We start from the raw sequence: 16,816 nt of genomic DNA on the forward strand, positions 1-16,816 counted from the left end.
TATGGAAGGAAAAATCAAGATCCGTAAGAACGATACGGTAGAAGTGATTGCGGGCAGCGAGAAAGGAAAGCGCGGCGCCGTATTGCGTGTTTTACCTGAAAAAAATCAAGTGATTATTCAGGGCGTTAATATGGGTAAAAAAGCAATGCGCAAGCGTTCTCAGCAGGATCAGGGCGGAATTGCCGAAATTGAGATGCCGATACATATTTCAAATGTCATGATAGTCGGTAAGAAAAGTGGCGTATCCCGCATTGGATATAAGATGGACGGCGATAAAAAAGTGCGTTTTTGCCGTAAGGGTGGAGAAGTATTATAATGAGCAATTATGTGCCACGGCTTAAGAAAATCTATACGGAAACGATAACGCCTGAGCTTACAAAAGAGTTCGGCTATACTACGGTTATGCAGGTGCCGAAGCTTGTTAAAATCGTACTCAGTATGGGAGTTGGCGAAGCATTGACAAATAAGAAATTGCTTGATGCTGCGGTAACCGATCTTGGTACTATTACCGGCCAAAAAGCGGTAAAAACAAAGGCAAAGAAAAGTATCGCTAACTTTAAACTTCGTGAAGGGCATGAGATCGGGGCGATGGTAACATTACGCGGCGCCAAAATGTATGAATTTTTGGATCGTTTTATTAATGTTGCGCTGCCTCGTGTTAAGGATTTCCGCGGTGTCAATCCGAACGGGTTTGACGGGAGAGGAAACTATTCATTAGGTGTTACGGAACAGATTATTTTCCCTGAAATTGACTTCGATAAAATCGAAAAGATCGCAGGGTTGAATATCAACGTCGTAACGACGGCAAAAACCGATAAAGAAGCACGGGCGCTTCTTTTGAAGTTCGGTATGCCCTTTAGAAAGTAAGAGAGGTTTTCATGGCAACAACAGCAATGATAAATAAGGCAAACAGTACGCCGAAGTATTCCAGCCGCCAATACAACCGCTGCAGAGTATGTGGTCGTCCGCGCGGATATATGAGGAAATTTCAGATGTGCCGTATTTGTTTTCGCAAATTAGCAAGTGAAGGCCAGATACCTGGCGTTACAAAATCAAGTTGGTAGGAGGTAAAAGATGAGCGTTTCAGATCCCGTCGCAGATATGCTTACAAAGATTCGGAATGCAGCGGCAGCCGGTCATGAGAAAGTCGATGTGCCTTCTTCAAAGTTAAAACTTGAAATTGTGAAGATTTTGAAAACCGAAGGTTTTATTAAGAATTTTAAAAGACTTAACGAAGCCGGCGAAAGTACAATCCGGATGTTCTTAAAATATGATGATAACGAATTACCCGTTATCCATGGTATTGAAAAAGTGTCTACACCCGGACGCCGCGTATATTCAGGATATAAGATGCTTCCCCGCGTATATAACGGGTACGGCACTCTTATTCTTTCAACTTCGGTGGGCGTTATCACCGGCAAGCACGCAAGCGAAAAGCAGGTTGGCGGCGAGCTTATCTGCAAAGTTTGGTAGGAGGCGAGTGTGTCAAGAATTGGAAAACTTCCGGTAGCTGTTCCTGCCGGAGTAAAAATCAATATTGCCGATGGTGCATTGACCGTTGAAGGCCCCAAGGGGAAGCTTTCCCGTACCTACAATTCTCTGGTACAGGTAAAGTTTGAAAACTCTGAGGTTTCCGTAACACGGGTGAACGATACCAAAGAAGCCCGTTCGTTTCACGGTCTGTATCGGAATTTAATTCACAATATGGTCGTGGGCGTCAGTCAGGGTTTTTCTAAAACCTTGGTTGTAAACGGCGTTGGTTACCGTGCCGAAGTACAGGGCAAACTGTTGGTAATGGCTTTGGGCTATTCAAACGATTTTATCGCATTGATCCCCGAAGGCATTGAAGTAAAGGTTGAACCGCAGGGAAATAAAATTATTATCTCCGGTATTGATAAGGAAAAAGTCGGCGAATTTGCAGCGCAGATCCGTAAACTCAGATTACCCGAACCCTACAAGGGAAAGGGTATCCGTTATGAAACCGAAGTCATTAAACGCAAAGTCGGTAAGACCGGTGTTAAATAAGGATAGGTACTATGTTTAAAAAGCGAATCGAGAAAGATAGAAAGAGATTTAAGCGTAAAGTTCATATCCGTAAACGGATTTATGGAACAGCTGAACGTCCGCGTATGACTGTCTTCCGCAGTAATAAGAATATTTCGGTGCAGGTTATCGATGATGATGCACGTGTAACTGTTGCGTCGGTATCCACACTCGAAAAAGATTTTAAGCCCTTAAAAGCAAATATCGAGTCCGGAGCAAAAATCGGGGAAGAACTCGGTCGGCGTCTTAAAGAAAAGAATATTACGACGGTTGTTTTTGATCGGAATGGTTATCTGTATCATGGTGTGGTACAGGCAGTTGCAGACGGTGCCCGGAAAGCGGGAATAAATTTCTAGGAGCGGATATGGATCGTCAGAAAGATTTTAACAGAGACAGTTCACATCGCGAGAAGGAACTGGTAGAAAAGCTGGTTAAGTTAAACCGGACTGCAAAGGTTGTAAAGGGTGGACGCCGTTTCTCTTTTTCCGCTTTAACGGTTGTCGGTGATCAGAATGGACATGTGGGATACGGTTTCGGCAAGGCGAATGATGTAAGTCAGGCTATTAAGAAGAGCATTGAAAAGGCGAAAGCCAATATGATTTATATTCCGCTGAAAAACGGTACTATTCCGCATGAAGTGCAGGCTAAGTTCAAAGGTTCTTCAGTATTGCTTCGCCCTGCCCGGTCAGGTACGGGAATTATCGCAGGCGGTACTATCCGTGCGATTATGGAAGCAGCCGGAGCAGCGAATGTTCTTTCAAAATCCTTGGGGTCAAATTCCGCAGTAAATGTTGTGCGGGCGACTTTCGAGGCTGCAGCGGAATTGATGGATGCTAAAACGATTGCTAAGAACCGCGGAAAGTCTATTACGGATGTCTGGGGGTAAACTATGGCAAAGAAAATTAGGATTACGTTAGTTAAAAGTACCATTGGACAAAAAAAACCGGTTCGCGCAACCGTTCGTTCCTTGGGACTTGGAAAATTGCATTCCGTAGTTGAGCACTCCGCTTCTCCCGCCATCTTGGGTATGGTACGGGCGGTTTCTCACTTAGTTGAAACAGAGGAGCTTGATTAATGTCTGATTTTATATTGAATGCGCCGAAAGGGGCAAATAAAAAGAAGCGCATTGTAGGCCGCGGTTCTTCATCCGGTCGGGGAACGACATCGGGTAAGGGAAACAAGGGTCAGAATGCACGCTCCGGCGGTAAAACCTATATCGGTTTTGAAGGCGGACAAATGCCGTTGTATCGTCGCGTTGCGAAAAAAGGCTTTTCTAACTATCCCTTTAAGGAAGTTTATTCGGTTGTAAATTTATTTATGATCGACGAAAAATATTCCGATGGGGAAATCGTTAATAAAGAAACGCTGAAAGCAAAGGGACTGGTAAAAAAGCAGACTGCTTTGGTAAAAGTGCTCGCTTCCGGAGAGCTTACAAAAAAGTTGACGGTTGATGTAGATAAAGTTTCCGCACAGGCGCAGGCAAAGATTGAAAAAGCCGGCGGGACGGTCGTTAAACAAAACGGCTAAACAGGCGGGCTTCATACATGGCTAACAATGCACTTGTAAATGTATTTCGGATAAAAGAATTACGCGATCGTATCCTGTTTACGATTGGAGTTTTGATCGTTTTCCGCTTGGGATCGGTACTTACTATTCCCGGTATTGATCCCCATGCTTTATCGGCATATTTCCAATCGCAGGTACGGGGAAATGCTTTTGTCGATTATATGGACTTCTTTGTCGGCGGGGCATTCTCCAACTTTTCCGTGTTCATGCTTGGCGTTATGCCGTATATTTCAACTCAAATTTTGATGCAGCTTGCGTTGTTCGTATTTCCGAGTTTGAAAAAGATTGCGGAAGATGACGGCGGCCGGAAAAAGATACAGGTATGGACGCGTATCCTTACCGTATTTGTCGCATTGATTCAATCGTATGCGGTGACCTTTTATGCGTATATGATACCCGGCGCTATTGTACTTCAGAGCCGGTTTATGTACATCTTTGTTACGATGCTTACCGTAACAACAGGTACGATGATAACGGTTTGGCTGGGTGAGCAGATTACGGCTCGCGGTATCGGAAACGGTATTTCAATGATTATCTTTGCCGGTATTATTGTCCGGCTGCCCCATGCCGTTTCTCAGATGATCCGGCTGGTGCGGCTCGGTGAGTTGAACCTTGTATTTGTCGTGATAGCATTGATTATGTTTGTCGGCATTATCGTACTGGTTGTTTATGAGCAGCAAGGACAGCGGAAGATACCGGTGCACTATGCGAAGCGGGTTGTCGGGCGGAAAATGTATGGCGGTCAAAATACCTATATTCCGTTTAAAATTAATCCGTCAGGTGTTATTCCGATCATCTTTGCATCATCGTTTTTGACCTTCCCGATTTCGATTGCGACAACGATAGGACCGAATGTCCGATGGTTGAACAGTCTTGCGCATTTTTTGCGTCCGAACGGTTTGTGGTACAATATTTTCTATTTGATTCTTATTGTGTTCTTTGCATATTTTTATACACAGATTTCGTTAAACCCCACAGAAATTGCAAAGCAGATAAGAGAAAATGGAGGCTCGATTCCCGGAATTAGAACCGATAAAACCGAGGAATACTTGCAAAGAATTCTAAATCGTTTGATTTTGCCCGGTTCTTTGTATCTGGCGCTGATCGCCGTCTTACCGACTGTGATACAGACTATTTTCGGCTTCCCTCAGTCGATTTCAATGCTGATGGGTGGAACATCACTTCTCATCTTGGTTGGCGTTGATCTTGATACAATGAGTCAAATTGAAGCGCAGCTTAAAATGCACCATCATGAGGGGTTGGTAAAACGAGGAAAGCTCAGATCACGGAATCTGTAGTATTTCAGGAAAGGTTATTCTTTTGTTAAGGAGAAGAACAATATGAAAGTAAGAACCAGCGTAAAGCCTATTTGCGATAAATGTAAGGTTATTAAACGCAACGGAATTGTGCGGATTATCTGCACGAATCCCAAACACAAGCAGCGACAAGGCTAATGGAGGAAACTGAAGAATGGCTCGTATTTCTGGGGTCGACCTCCCCAATAAACATGTTAATATCGCGTTGACGTATATCTATGGAATATCTCACTCATCTGCAAAAGCAATTTGCGAAAAGTCAAAAATTGATCCGATGCGGATGATCAACGATTTAAATCAGGATGAACTTGCCGCCATCCGTGCCGTTATCGACCAGGATTACAAGGTTGAAGGCCGGCTTCGTACCGAAGTCGCTCTGAACATCAAGCGCTTGATGGATATCGGCTGCTATCGCGGTTTACGACATCGTAAAGGCTTGCCCGTCCGCGGACAACGCACAAGAACTAATTCTCGTACTCGCAAAGGTAAGAAAAAGACCGTTGCCGGTAAGAAGAAGTAATTTTGGAGGATAAGCTGTGGCTACAACCGCAAAAAAACGAAAAGAAAAGAAAAGCGTATATGAAGGAAATGTCTATATTCAGGCAACCTTTAACAATACCATTATTACCATAACCGATTTGAAGGGCAATGCGTTGTCTTGGGCATCCTCCGGCGGCTTGGGATTTAACGGTGCGAAAAAATCTACCCCCTTCGCTGCACAAACAGTCGCGGAAACGGCTGTACAGCGCGTTCAGCAGTATGGATTACGGGAAGTTCACGTATTTGTGAAGGGGCCGGGTGTCGGCCGCGAATCTGCAATCAGAACACTTGGCGTTATGGGGCTTAAAGTTCGCTCCATTAATGACGTAACCCCTATTCCGCATAACGGTTGCCGTCCCCGCAAGACCCGCCGCATCTAATAAAAAGGAGTTTAAATGGCTCGTAAAAATCTTTTGAAAGGATTCAAAAAACCAAAAGGTCTGGAATTTGCAGCAGATGTCTCAAATGACAGCTATGGTAAGTTTACGGCGTCTCCCTTTGAAACAGGATTCGGCACAACGATCGGCAATTGTTTGCGGCGTGTTTTGTTGTCTTCGATACAAGGGTATGCTATTTCAGCTGTAAAAATTACCTCTTACGGCGCTGATGATGTTCCGCATGGTATATCGAGCGAGTTTGAAGCAATTCCAAACGTAACCGAAGACACAATGGAAGTTTTGAATAACCTCAAGCAAATGCGGTTGAGACTTCCTAATGAAATTGAACAAGACGTTTTTTTGTTTGATTTTAAAGGTCCCTGCTCGGTTAGCGCAGCCGATTTTGCTAAACCCGGCCAGCTTGAGATTTTATCCGATGATCTTCATATTATGGAGTTAATGGATAATGCTCATGTTGAGCTGGAAGTTCAGGTTGATTTCGGCCGCGGTTATGTACCGGCGGAAACGAATGAAAAATATGTCGAAGTTGTCGGGACAATCTCGTTAGATACCATTTTTAGTCCGGTTCGAAAAGTCAGTTATGAAATTCAGCCGTGCAGAGTAGGGCAGCGTAACGATTACGATAAGCTTGTACTTGAAATCTGGACGGATGGTACCATACGGCCTGAAGATGCACTAGCGGAAGCTGCAAAAATTGCAAAAGAACATTTTACCGTTTTTGTCAATTTTAACGAAAATGAATTGATCAGCGATGATGAATCCGATGAAAGCGATGAAATGATAAAGCAGTTGCTTGACACACCGATAACTGAGCTTGATCTTTCCGTGCGGGCTTCTAATTGTTTGAAAAACGCAAACGTTTCAACAATCCGTGATTTGACAATGATGACCGAGGATGAGATTTCGAAAACTCGAAATGTCGGAAAGAAGAGTTTGCAGGAAATACAAGAAAAGTTGGCGGAACGTAATTTGAGTTTGGGTATGACTGATTACAGTCATTTAAAGAATTCGATCAAGTTATCGAGACAGAAGGAAGAAACAGATGAAGCATAAAAACGGCTTTAATCCGCTTTCACGTACCAGTGCACATCGCCGCGCATTGCATCGTAACATGGTTACATCACTGTTTAAGTACGAGCGGATTACTACGACAAAACAAAAGGCGATGGAGATTCGGCGAACTGCAGAAAAGCTTATTACCCGTGCTAAGGTCGATTCAGTACATAATCGGCGGCAGGCTGCAACCTATATTTGGGATGAGGCAATCTTGAATAAATTGTTTACCGACATCGGGCCGCGTATGAAGGAGCGGAACGGCGGATATACTCGTGTGCTTAAATTAGGGTTACGCGAGGGCGATGCCGCACAGGTTGCAATTTTAGAGCTGGTTGACTATACGCTCGATAAGAGCACGAAGAAGTCGGCAGACGCAAAGAAAGACAGTGCAGACAAGGGTGCTGCAAAGTCAAAGGCAGCGGAGGGCTAAACTATGTCGAAAGCACATCGCGGAAAGGGAATTAAAAGTGTTCCCAACCATGGGCGGGGTACTTGTCCCGTAACCGGCCAAACCGGTGTTAAACTCCTATATGAACAGGAAATTGACGGAAAGAAAGTCAATATCTCAAAAGTCGGCCGTGCAATGCTGAAAAACAAGAAGGCCGCCGAAGCTAAGGCGTAAATATAACGCTATGTTTTGCAAAAAACGCTCGCTTTGCCGAGCGTTTTTTTATGCCCTATTGTTTTTGCCATAGCGGTAGTGCGGCTTGTCATACTGATAGTTTTGCTCATGTATCACATAAACAAACTGAATTTTGAAATTGCTCGCATTGTTTTACGCAGGCGTTACAGATCGTTTTATATTTTTCTATTAGAGAGCCGCATTCAGTATATATTAATTTATCAAGCTTGATTCCTGTCCATGGTTCGTTCGGAAGCTGTACAGTGTAATTATGTAACGTTTTAAGTAATTGACATATAAAATATCTTGAATCGATTCCCTCAATTTTAAAACTAAAACGGTTATCGGATTGAATAGTAAAACTCAGCAACGTTTCACTAATTTTTTTGCATGTTAATCTTTTATAGTATCCTTCCTGATCGATATTCACATATGCCCTTTTATGTATTTCTAAATTTTCGACACGCTTAATCCATTGTAAAAAATTCGGAAATGAATCCATTATCGCCGAAAAATCTACTGTTATGGAATAATCATAATAATAGAAATGTAAGTTTGTCCAACCGTGATGAACATGATCAAATTTTGTAAAAAGCTTATAATACAATTGTTTATATCTGTTCATTGCTTATACCTCGGGTTCTTATTATACCACACTATTGATTTAATCTCATTTATGCCCTATTGTTTTTGCCGATACAAAAGAAAAGACTATTATGATGATGATTGATTCGTGCGGAGGATTTAATACCCCGACGCTTTGCGTCGTAACAAAGGGTATTAAAGCCGACTGCAACCACCTTATGAGAACAACATACTCCGACGCTTGCGTCGGGGTTGTTGATTTGTGTAAAATTGCGGCTGCAAAACCTTATGGTTCTGTTTGTAAGTTAGCCGGTAAGGCATGGATACCGGTACAAGGTTTTGAATCGCATTTGGATGATGAGCTGGCTTTGCAGACTGATGGTTCATCCGGGCGTATGTGGCGCTTTTCTTCCGCTTCCGAAGGCCATAGTGATTTTAAGTTGAGCGATGTGCCGGTTCAGTCAAGCAAGCTTGTGTACTGTGAGGATATACGGCAGGAAGTATTTTGGAAACAGCTGTGCTGGGAAGAACCGTTTGTGGTGCGGTTCCGTAGTATTGGAGAAGCTGCGGAGCTGTTGCGAGGTATTCAACGAAATTGGGCGCACTATCCGCTTAACTGTTTTAGGCGGGCGGAATTGATTGGTGCAAAGCTGCCGTATATCAGCAAAAAAGAAAAACCGTTTCCTTATACCGTGCCGCTTGCCGGTATGGGGGTGTGGTCGTTGCTAGATGAACATATCTTGCTTGCATCTGCGAAAACCTCGTCGCCGTTTCCGCTCGGCGTTATCCGCTTTACCGAAGATCATCAAAATCCACCAAGCCGCGCCTACCTTAAATTGTGGGAAGCCTTAACCCTGTTAGACTTTTACTATCGATGTGCTGCAGAGCAAAAGGGAGGGGCTGTTCCATCGGTAATACCGGTAGACTGGGCATTACCTCAGCGCGGTTCCCATTGTGTGGATGCGGGGGCGTGTCCCGGCGGATGGACGTGGGTACTGAATAATCTGGGCGCGGAGATAATTGCTATTGACCGGAGCCCGCTGGCAGATTTTTTGATGCGTGAACCGCGGATTACGTTTATGCAGCATGATGCGTTTACATTAACTCCCGAAAGTCTCGGTAAACAGGATTGGGTATGTTCCGATGTTATTTGTTATCCGCCCCGCTTACTGGAATGGGTTGAACGGTGGCGGGCAAGCGGTCTTTGTTCAAAATTTATCTGCACAATCAAAATGCAGGGGGCGCCCGACTTCGATACGATCCGCCGTTTTGCGGAAATTCCTCATTCAAAAATTGTTCATCTTACAGCAAACAAACACGAGCTGACTTGGCTGTGCGCACCGTTCATTGATGGATGACCGTTATATCATGGATGATGGGTACCGGTATGGGGGCATTGCTGAAGGCTTTGCAAGTTTAGCGGGATGCTTCTCCCGTTTATATACCGCTGTTTAAAAGCGTTTTTTTAAAGTATGCAACTGTGTGCGCTCCGATATTCGCTTGCCGCCGCCGCTTAATTAACCTACAGGCTGTCTTTATGATGATGCGTTCCATAGTAATGCGGTGTGTGTCCTGCCCCATCGCATCGAATTCAGCGGTTTTTGTGTCCCCGACCGCGCGGCGGATTATTTCCGTACCGGCAAAGCCGTAGGCATCGGCAAGTATTTCAGAAAGCCGCCACCGGATATACCGTTCGTTGTAGAGCGGGTCGCTTAACGGAACTGTTTTACACCGTTCCAACGCCTTTGCGGTAAAAAGCTGCGGGAGTGCTTCTATTGCGGCGGCTATCCGCTCAATAAAATCATCAAAATCATCAGCAGCGGAGAGCTTTTTGCGGCTGAAAGCAGCGTACATCAAAGAACAATAAAGATTTGCGATAATATTACCGAGGTCATATCCGATTGGACCGTAAAAGGCAAATTCGGGGTCGATAATTTTCATACACGGTTCGCTCGTTGCATTCTTATCGGGAGTGGCATTCGTATCGATAGGTATGCCGATAGTATTGCCGATAAAAATCGAACCGGTGTGTAAATCACCGTGGATAAGCGCCTCTGCCTTATTCATAAAGGTTTCCCGCAGTGAAGCGACTTCGGCTTTAAGCGCTTCGTCGGTGTAAAGTGTTTTTCGAATAAAGCTCTCGTTACCGGGGGTGATGCGGTTGCGGTTTTTTCCGTTGCAGTACGGTTCGGAAAACACGAGCGTTTCGGAAATTGCGCATAGTTCGGGATTGATAAAAGCTTTTACCCGCTCCTTCTTTTCTTCCGGAGACAAAAACAAATCGCTTGTTGCGAAAACCGCATCCGCCAGAAAGGATGCGGCGTTTTCCGCGAAATTTGACGGAAGCGGACGTCCTGCCATCAGTTCCTTCCGTAAATTACCGCAATAGGAAATATCTTCCATGCAGATAACGCTCATTGTATCGTCGTAGGTATAAATACGGGGTATGAACTGCGGGGTAAGGGCGGCATAAATGCGGAGTGCGTCCGCTTCTCTCCTACTGCGGGTAATATCGAGCGGACGCCCCGATGAGCGGAGCAACCGGTCAGCCTGCTTTACAATAATGCTTTTTCCACTGATACAGGAACGCACACGGAATACATAGTTGATGTTTCCGTCCCCGATTTCTTCCGCATTGAGCGGGTCATCGTGGGAAAATAACCGCAGCTGTTCAACGAGGTAGGTCTTCACTGTTTCCGTATCAAGTAAATAGTGCGTTTTCATAGTGGTATGTATATCCTTAAAATGCACCGGTCGAACAAAATATGGATTTTGTATCAGCAGTCGAAGTTAGACCGTGTTATGTTTTGAACAATCGGTAGAACAGCACAATCAGCAAAAAGAGGGCGTAACGGAATACGTAAAATACTTTAAAAGGATTACGCAGCAGTTGCGGTAAAAACTCGTGACCTTTCCGAAATGCGGCGTCGGAAATACGCTTTTTACGTTTTGCAAAGATATCGATGATATCGTTATCATGGATAAAGATGCTTGCGGGTAATTTCGCTTTATTCCGATAAATCCATCGGACGCCGCCGGGGAGCCCGTTTCCGGCAATCAACAGGGCGGGATGGGCTTTGACAATCGAAAGGATAATGTCCTGTTCCATAGTCTTGCGGTAGAAACCGTTAAAACGGCCGACAATACCGATACCCGGAAAAGTTACGTGTACATTGCGTTCGGCATCGAGCAGGTTTTGCGCCCGTCCGCCCAGTAAGTAGAGCGATTTATAATGCGAGTCGATGATGTTGAGAATTCTGATAATCATATCAAAAGAATCGCGTCTGATCGGTACGGGAAGTTTGAGGAACTGCGCCGCTTTTAATAAACTTCTTGAAAGCGGAAGACAGAGCGCTGCTTGCTCAAGCATTGCGCGGTATTCCGCATCGCGGCGCGCTCTGAGCAAATCCCAGATTGTAATGAACACGATATGTTGAGGTTCTCCTTTGCTCAGCATATCTAATATGGTTTGCTCAATATCTTCATCGGGGAGGATATCGATAGGAATTGTTAAAAGGTTTATACGGGTAAGTGCCACTGATCAGCCTCGTTTATAGTAGTTTGCGCCGCTGCAATTGCATACAGTGCGGCGGTTTCTGCACGTAATACGTTCGTTTTAAAATGAATGGTTTGGAATTCCGCGTCGCGAAGTACTGCTGCTTCCGCGGAGCTAATGCCTCCCTCCGCTCCGATTGCGAGCACGATATGGGAAGGCTTTTCTGCAAGCAGTTGGTGAAATCCGACGGATGTCGCGGCGGCTTCGCTGCACTGAGCAAACACGGTAGTAGCAGCCGGTACAAGCGTTTTTAAGGTGTTGAGCATTTCGGCAAGCGGAGCCGGTTCCATAACGATGGTATCGATCGGAGAGCCCGATTGCTGCCGCGCCTCTTTGATAATGCGCCTGAACCGTTCCAGCTGTGCAGGGTTTTGTTTTTTTGCAATGGAAAATTCTCCGATTACCGGTAAAACGGCGCGCACGCCTGCCTCCGTTGCCTGCCTAATAATGGTGTCGGTTTTAGAGCCTTTGAGCACCCATTGCAGCAAGATAAGTTCGGCAGCAGGTGCAACATACGCAGGCGAAGTGTTTGCGGCTTCGTTGGTTGCATCCGCAGCAGCCGTCCCGCACACACTGAAGGGCGTTGGACGTCGCTTTAACCGCAGCGTTTTCTTTGCGGTGTTTATCGAATCGATGACCATATCGGCAGCGCCGCTTTGCGGCAGTACCGCCGACAGTATATCACCTTCCCTCATACGCCGTACCTTTACCAAGTATACAAAAGCCTTGCCGCTCAAGGTGAGCATACCATTACTGTCCGGCTCTTGCTCGATAATAAATTGCTTCATCGTTTCGTGATACCGATTTATGAAGCCTTCTTCAAGTCGGTTACGGCTTTTTCTTGAGCTGCTTCGTCCTGCATTTGACGCACGGTTTTGCTGTTCCGCAGCAGTTGCGGCAATGTCCCGCTTTTAAGAATTTTGACAGCTTCCTGTAGCGGTGCGTCATATTCAATATCAGCCGCGGGAGCGGTGTGAGTTCTATTATATTCCTGCCGAATCAAAATGCGGAGCAATTCTTTGTTCAGAGAATATTCTTTTGCGAGCGATTCCGCATATCGGGTAATTTGTGCCGCGGTTAAATCCTGGTTCTTCTTGACAAAGGTGGAAAGTTTTTCATCTTTGAACAGTTTTTCCAGCTGTTTTTCGTCATCTGCCGATAGCGGCGGAAACAGCAGCACCTCTTTGTCCGGTTTGATGCCGGTTTTGTCGATATTTGCGTCGCTCGGTGTATAATAGCGTGAAGTCGTCATCTTAAAAGAATCTTTTTGTGTCAAATCGAATATCTGCTGCACGGAACCTTTTCCATAGCTGGTTTCCCCGATGAGGTATGCACGCTTATAATCTTTTAAAGCTCCCGCCAATATCTCCGAGGCGCTCGCCGAACCCTTATTGATAAGCACAACAAGCGGCACATCCGCAAACACCGCATCGATCGCAGCGTTTTTGTTAAACTCAAGATTGTGCTGAGGAATGCGCGATTTTGTAGAAACGATCAATCCTTCTTTAATAAAAAGGCTCGCCGTATCAACTGCTGCAGTGATGAGTCCGCCCGGATTATTCCGCAGATCGAGGACCAGTTTGGTTACGCCTTCCGCTTGTAGGCTTTCCATTGCTTCCCGTATGCGCCGGCTGCCGTTCGGATTAAACTCTATCAGGCGGATATAGCCGATATCCTTATCGAGCTTCATGTATTTAATGGTCGGCACTTCAATCCGCGCTCGAACCAGTTTAACCGGAAACTCCATATTCTTTCCGCGCCGAACGGTTACGGTAACGGATGTGCCGATTTTGCCGCGGAGCTTTGCTACGACATCCGCCTGCGTCATCTCGATGGTAGATTCTCCCTCGATTTCGGTAATGAAGTCATCTGCCTGAATACCGGCTTTCCATGCAGGGGTTCCTTCGAGGGCGGACGCAACTTCAATATAGGATGGGCGTTCAGCTGCCGAAGCCGTAGGCTTGGTAAAGGTAATACCGATGCCGCCGAAGTAGCCGGTTGTGGTATCCTGCAATCCTACGCCGGTTAAACTGCCGTTGTCGATATACATGGTATACGGGTCTTTGAGTGCATTGAGCATTCCTTCCGCGGCGCCCTGAAAGAGCACCTCCGGATTTACCTCATCGACATAATAGCGTTGAAGCGCCTCATTTAAGTATTGCAGGTATTGCATATACGGTATCGTACTTTGAGTCCGATCCTGCTGAGATTGAGCAAAGATAGACGGTGCATACGATACGGTAGAAATGAGAATAACGGAAAATAAACAGGTAATAATCCAAATTTTTCGCGGTTTCATAGAAAATATTTTCTATTATATTGGAAAATTGTCAAGCCTTTAGCGAGTTTGTATCTTTGTTCGCATATTTAAATGAGGTAAAGTACCTGATATATGGGATAGTACAACACACGATGCCTTGTATAGCGCTGTGCTTTTCGATACAATATTACTGATGATAAAAAGTACTGTCAGTGGAAAAGCATCCTCTCTGCGGACAATTAACTCTTACGGCGTGTTCCTTCCGTATTTGATTATTCCTTTCCGGATCAAAAGTGCAAAAGTACTCTTCCGTTTTTTACGTACCGTTATACGCGATTTTTTTTGGCTACAGTTTTCGGTAAAATGGCACTTTAAAACGATTCCCATTTTGGACGTATCGCATTCTCTGGATGAATTAATTCCTTTTACACCCGACAAAGTACAAATTTATTTGAATTTTACGAATTTTTGGATCCGGCCGATGACCTTTTTGTTCCGTCGGATTGGAATAAAAAAAGCGCTGCCGTATTGCACCGAATATCTTTCGATTATCGAACAAGCATATTCAGGGGCTGCAAAGATATACCGCTTTTGCATGACGACAACAAACCGCCCTGATTATAAAGCGGATAAGGCATTCAAAATAATTCATGCCTTAGACCCTCATTTGTTGTGCGTGCCAAGTCTGCACGTTTCTATCGTTGTTCTTGCATCGGTTTATTATGCCGAAGTGTTTAAACAGGAGGATTTTACACAAGAAGAGCGGGAATTCTATACGGAAGAATTACAAGAAGGAGCGCGGCATATTATTGAAAGTGTATTGTATATCAAGCAGCACAGTGTAAATTGCATTCCTGCGGCAATGTATATGATGCTGTATGTGCTGAAAGGCCGATTTACGATAAGCGCAGGAGTCGATATTATCAACAGTTTGTTTGCCGACGACAAGACACTTTCTGAGCAGGTCAAACAAGAAGTGAGGTCACACATTCACTTTATGTTTGAACGCCTCCTTTTAGAGGGTGCCCATGAAAATGATTGGACTATTCCCGTAAAACGATGGCTGCAAAGCTATGCACGCTCAAAAAATGCCGTTTTGCAGATCGATCGCTTGCCGCTTACATAACTTACCAATATGCCTGATGTCTACATCGGGTAAACGCATCAAGCTGTTTTTAGAAGTCTTATGCATTAATGATAAAATACTCGTGTCCCGTGTTTTTGATAAAACGCTGCAGGTCGCCGGAATCGATAAAAACCGTCGCTGTATTTTCATTCGGATGAAAGGTTAAAATGCGATATTCGTCAAGCATTGATTTATCAAAGTATACGGGCACATCGTGTGCGGTGTTGTTTAATAAACCGAACGGCGACACGACCCCGGCTGCAAGACCCAGCTTTTCTGCCAATAATTCTGCCGATGCAAATTTAAATTCTTTTTCTTCGAGCATTTCCGCACACTTTTTCATATCAAGCCGTTTCATTTCGTCCATAATGAGTAGAATGCACCGTTTTTTATTTCTGTTTCGCAAAAAGAGCGTTTTTGTCCGGCACCCTTCTTTGCCTTCGATGTATTTGTCGGCTTCTTCTGTAGTTAAAGCCGGCGGGTGTTCGACAACTTCGTAACTGATACCCATATCTTGCAATGCTTTGTAAACGTGTTCGGCAGGTGTCATAAAAAATCTCCTTGTACCTTATCCGGTTCTTTAAATACTATAGCATAAATAAAAGAAAAGACAACACAGGAATATACTTTGGGGGATGGGGGCTGGGCAGGTCTTGCATAAAAAGCAGCATCCGTGTAGGCTTGATAGTGTGCCGTTTTTATGCAACGTTGTTTTTATATTACGTTGTCGTGAAAAAAACGAGCAGTCTAAGGAGTGTTTTATGAAGAAACTGATTGCATCGGTGATTGGTGCCCTGCTGATTCTCAGTACGCTTTCTGCACAGGAAGAAGGGGCAGAGGAAAAGTCAAAGGTAAAATATTCGACAAATATCAATCTGGCTATTACCTATCCTTGGGCCGGCAAGCTGAATGTGACAGAAGTTATTAAAGTTCCGGTTTTGAACTTTGATAATCCGTTTATGCGTGGTAATAATATTAAATTTAAACTAGGGGCGGAACTTACGCCGGTTACCGTCGAAGGAAAGTTTGATGTGGTCTGGACTCCGCTCGCCTTTTTGGAAGTATATGGAGGTGCCAGTATTGGATCCGGGTGGACACTTGCAGGATGGCACGGCCTTGCCTTAAATCAGGATGTTTCCGGCACAACGCACAAAGTTCCTATTAACTTTAAAAACGCATTTTACACTGCAAATTTTGGCGGTGCTTTGCAATTTGATTTGGGCGCAATTATCCCGACTGATTGGACTCATATAATCGCGAGGGTTGATCAGTACTTTTTATATAGGGGTGTTACAGGTGTTGACCCGCTTACATCATGGGTGTTTCAGAATGATGACGGCGAAAACAGAAACGGCTTGACCTATTGTGCTTCATACGTGCTTGGCTATCAAATGCCCCTACCGATGAATATGATTGCCTTTAGACTGGAAACGGAGAAAACTTTTTTTAAAGTTCCTACCGGTGCCGATAAAAGTATATGGGGCGAAGATCGTTATAATGTCGTATTCGGACCAATCATCAGCTTTAAACCGATCGATCAGCTGACGATCATGTTGATTGCACAATGGAAGACCGCTCATAACTATACAGTCGGTGATTTAAAAACATTTTATCAAAAACGTACAATCGATAAAAGTAAGCTGGACAAGATAGTCTTTAAGCGTGTGGGGATTATCTTCGATGTGAATCTCCCCAACAACTAATGGGCATCTCTAAAAACTTGGCTAGATTTTTTTAACAATGCCCTT

At 44.6% G+C, this 16,816-nt stretch carries 24 protein-coding genes; 19 read left to right on the forward strand and 5 right to left on the reverse strand.

Features of this window, described 5'->3' with window-relative positions; genetic code table 11:
• The first annotated feature begins 1 nt into the window (after position 1).
• The 17 genes from rplX to E4N65_RS00590 all read left to right on the forward strand — a co-directional run bounded on the left by rplX (position 2) and on the right by E4N65_RS00590 (position 9,484).
• Positions 2-316 carry a 50S ribosomal protein L24 gene (gene rplX / locus E4N65_RS00510; RefSeq protein WP_044014178.1) on the forward strand — a complete coding sequence of 105 codons (315 nt, stop codon included), beginning with the start codon at positions 2-4 and terminating at the stop codon, positions 314-316.
• Entirely contained in the window at positions 316-867 is a 552-nt protein-coding gene (rplE, locus tag E4N65_RS00515) for a 50S ribosomal protein L5 (protein WP_006188382.1), read from the forward strand. Before rplX ends, rplE begins: the two co-directional genes overlap by 1 nt.
• An 11-nt stretch (positions 868-878) precedes the next feature.
• Entirely contained in the window at positions 879-1,064 is a 186-nt protein-coding gene (locus E4N65_RS00520; protein ID WP_081984397.1) for a type Z 30S ribosomal protein S14, read from the forward strand.
• 10 nt (positions 1,065-1,074) lie between these two features.
• Positions 1,075-1,473 carry a 30S ribosomal protein S8 gene (gene rpsH, locus E4N65_RS00525; protein WP_006188384.1) on the forward strand — a complete coding sequence of 133 codons (399 nt, stop codon included), beginning with the start codon at positions 1,075-1,077 and terminating at the stop codon, positions 1,471-1,473.
• A 9-nt stretch (positions 1,474-1,482) separates the two neighbouring features.
• Positions 1,483-2,025, forward strand: a complete 543-nt coding sequence (gene rplF / locus E4N65_RS00530; RefSeq protein ID WP_253673519.1) for a 50S ribosomal protein L6 — start codon at positions 1,483-1,485, stop codon at positions 2,023-2,025.
• An 11-nt stretch (positions 2,026-2,036) separates the two neighbouring features.
• Positions 2,037-2,399, forward strand: coding sequence for a 50S ribosomal protein L18 (gene rplR / locus E4N65_RS00535; protein WP_044014173.1), 363 nt, complete (start codon positions 2,037-2,039; stop codon positions 2,397-2,399).
• A gap of 8 nt (positions 2,400-2,407) precedes the next feature.
• Positions 2,408-2,929: a 30S ribosomal protein S5 gene (rpsE, locus tag E4N65_RS00540; protein ID WP_253673520.1), complete on the forward strand. Its 522-nt coding sequence runs from the start codon at positions 2,408-2,410 to the stop codon at positions 2,927-2,929.
• A 3-nt stretch (positions 2,930-2,932) separates the two neighbouring features.
• Positions 2,933-3,118 (forward strand): 50S ribosomal protein L30, encoded by a 186-nt coding sequence (rpmD, locus tag E4N65_RS00545; RefSeq protein WP_006188388.1) that lies wholly within the window; start codon positions 2,933-2,935, stop codon positions 3,116-3,118.
• Positions 3,118-3,570, forward strand: a complete 453-nt coding sequence (gene rplO, locus E4N65_RS00550) for a 50S ribosomal protein L15 (protein WP_253673521.1) — start codon at positions 3,118-3,120, stop codon at positions 3,568-3,570. The genes rpmD and rplO overlap by 1 nt, the downstream gene beginning before the upstream one ends.
• 17 nt (positions 3,571-3,587) lie before the next feature.
• Positions 3,588-4,907 carry a preprotein translocase subunit SecY gene (secY, locus tag E4N65_RS00555; protein WP_253673522.1) on the forward strand — a complete coding sequence of 440 codons (1,320 nt, stop codon included), beginning with the start codon at positions 3,588-3,590 and terminating at the stop codon, positions 4,905-4,907.
• Positions 4,908-4,949: 42 nt separating this feature from the next.
• The gene (gene rpmJ, locus E4N65_RS00560) at positions 4,950-5,063 is read left to right on the forward strand and encodes a 50S ribosomal protein L36 (RefSeq protein ID WP_002672206.1); all 114 of its coding nucleotides are present in this window, start codon (positions 4,950-4,952) and stop codon (positions 5,061-5,063) included.
• A 16-nt stretch (positions 5,064-5,079) separates the two neighbouring features.
• A complete protein-coding gene (gene rpsM, locus E4N65_RS00565; protein WP_016519026.1) occupies positions 5,080-5,445 on the forward strand; it encodes a 30S ribosomal protein S13 in 366 nt (121 codons plus the stop codon).
• 16 nt (positions 5,446-5,461) lie between these two features.
• Positions 5,462-5,845, forward strand: coding sequence for a 30S ribosomal protein S11 (rpsK, locus tag E4N65_RS00570; RefSeq protein ID WP_006188392.1), 384 nt, complete (start codon positions 5,462-5,464; stop codon positions 5,843-5,845).
• Positions 5,846-5,860: 15 nt separating this feature from the next.
• A complete protein-coding gene (locus E4N65_RS00575) occupies positions 5,861-6,916 on the forward strand; it encodes a DNA-directed RNA polymerase subunit alpha (protein ID WP_253673523.1) in 1,056 nt (351 codons plus the stop codon).
• Entirely contained in the window at positions 6,906-7,349 is a 444-nt protein-coding gene (gene rplQ, locus E4N65_RS00580; RefSeq protein WP_253673524.1) for a 50S ribosomal protein L17, read from the forward strand. Before E4N65_RS00575 ends, rplQ begins: the two co-directional genes overlap by 11 nt.
• Positions 7,350-7,352: 3 nt before the next feature.
• Positions 7,353-7,541 (forward strand): hypothetical protein, encoded by a 189-nt coding sequence (locus E4N65_RS00585; RefSeq protein ID WP_006188395.1) that lies wholly within the window; start codon positions 7,353-7,355, stop codon positions 7,539-7,541.
• Positions 7,542-8,344: 803 nt separating this feature from the next.
• Positions 8,345-9,484 (forward strand): SAM-dependent methyltransferase, encoded by a 1,140-nt coding sequence (locus E4N65_RS00590; RefSeq protein WP_253674841.1) that lies wholly within the window; start codon positions 8,345-8,347, stop codon positions 9,482-9,484.
• A gap of 79 nt (positions 9,485-9,563) precedes the next feature.
• Here E4N65_RS00590 and E4N65_RS00595 read toward each other — a convergent pair whose 3' ends face one another.
• The 4 genes from E4N65_RS00595 to E4N65_RS00610 form a co-directional block, all read right to left on the reverse strand.
• The gene (locus E4N65_RS00595) at positions 9,564-10,850 is read right to left on the reverse strand and encodes an S-methyl-5-thioribose kinase (RefSeq protein WP_253673525.1); all 1,287 of its coding nucleotides are present in this window, start codon (positions 10,848-10,850) and stop codon (positions 9,564-9,566) included.
• Between the two features lie 76 nt (positions 10,851-10,926).
• Positions 10,927-11,664 carry a WecB/TagA/CpsF family glycosyltransferase gene (locus E4N65_RS00600; protein ID WP_253673526.1) on the reverse strand — a complete coding sequence of 246 codons (738 nt, stop codon included), beginning with the start codon at positions 11,662-11,664 and terminating at the stop codon, positions 10,927-10,929.
• Positions 11,646-12,470: an RsmE family RNA methyltransferase gene (locus E4N65_RS00605; protein WP_253673527.1), complete on the reverse strand. Its 825-nt coding sequence runs from the start codon at positions 12,468-12,470 to the stop codon at positions 11,646-11,648. The genes E4N65_RS00600 and E4N65_RS00605 overlap by 19 nt, the downstream gene beginning before the upstream one ends.
• 17 nt (positions 12,471-12,487) lie before the next feature.
• Entirely contained in the window at positions 12,488-13,981 is a 1,494-nt protein-coding gene (locus E4N65_RS00610; RefSeq protein ID WP_253673528.1) for a S41 family peptidase, read from the reverse strand.
• Positions 13,982-14,135: 154 nt separating this feature from the next.
• On the opposite strand from E4N65_RS00610, the gene E4N65_RS00615 reads away from it, so the two are divergent.
• Positions 14,136-15,068, forward strand: coding sequence for a hypothetical protein (locus tag E4N65_RS00615; RefSeq protein ID WP_044017019.1), 933 nt, complete (start codon positions 14,136-14,138; stop codon positions 15,066-15,068).
• A gap of 58 nt (positions 15,069-15,126) precedes the next feature.
• Here the strand turns inward: E4N65_RS00615 and E4N65_RS00620 are convergent, their stop codons facing one another.
• Complete coding sequence (locus E4N65_RS00620; RefSeq protein ID WP_253673529.1) at positions 15,127-15,618, reverse strand: prolyl-tRNA synthetase associated domain-containing protein; 492 nt, start codon at positions 15,616-15,618, stop codon at positions 15,127-15,129.
• A 211-nt stretch (positions 15,619-15,829) separates the two neighbouring features.
• Between E4N65_RS00620 and E4N65_RS00625 the strand changes: the two genes are divergently transcribed.
• Positions 15,830-16,771, forward strand: a complete 942-nt coding sequence (locus E4N65_RS00625; RefSeq protein ID WP_253673530.1) for a hypothetical protein — start codon at positions 15,830-15,832, stop codon at positions 16,769-16,771.
• Positions 16,772-16,816 lie beyond the last annotated feature (45 nt).

It is taken from the genome of Treponema sp. OMZ 855 (assembly GCF_024181145.1).
GTDB lineage: Bacteria > Spirochaetota > Spirochaetia > Treponematales > Treponemataceae > Treponema.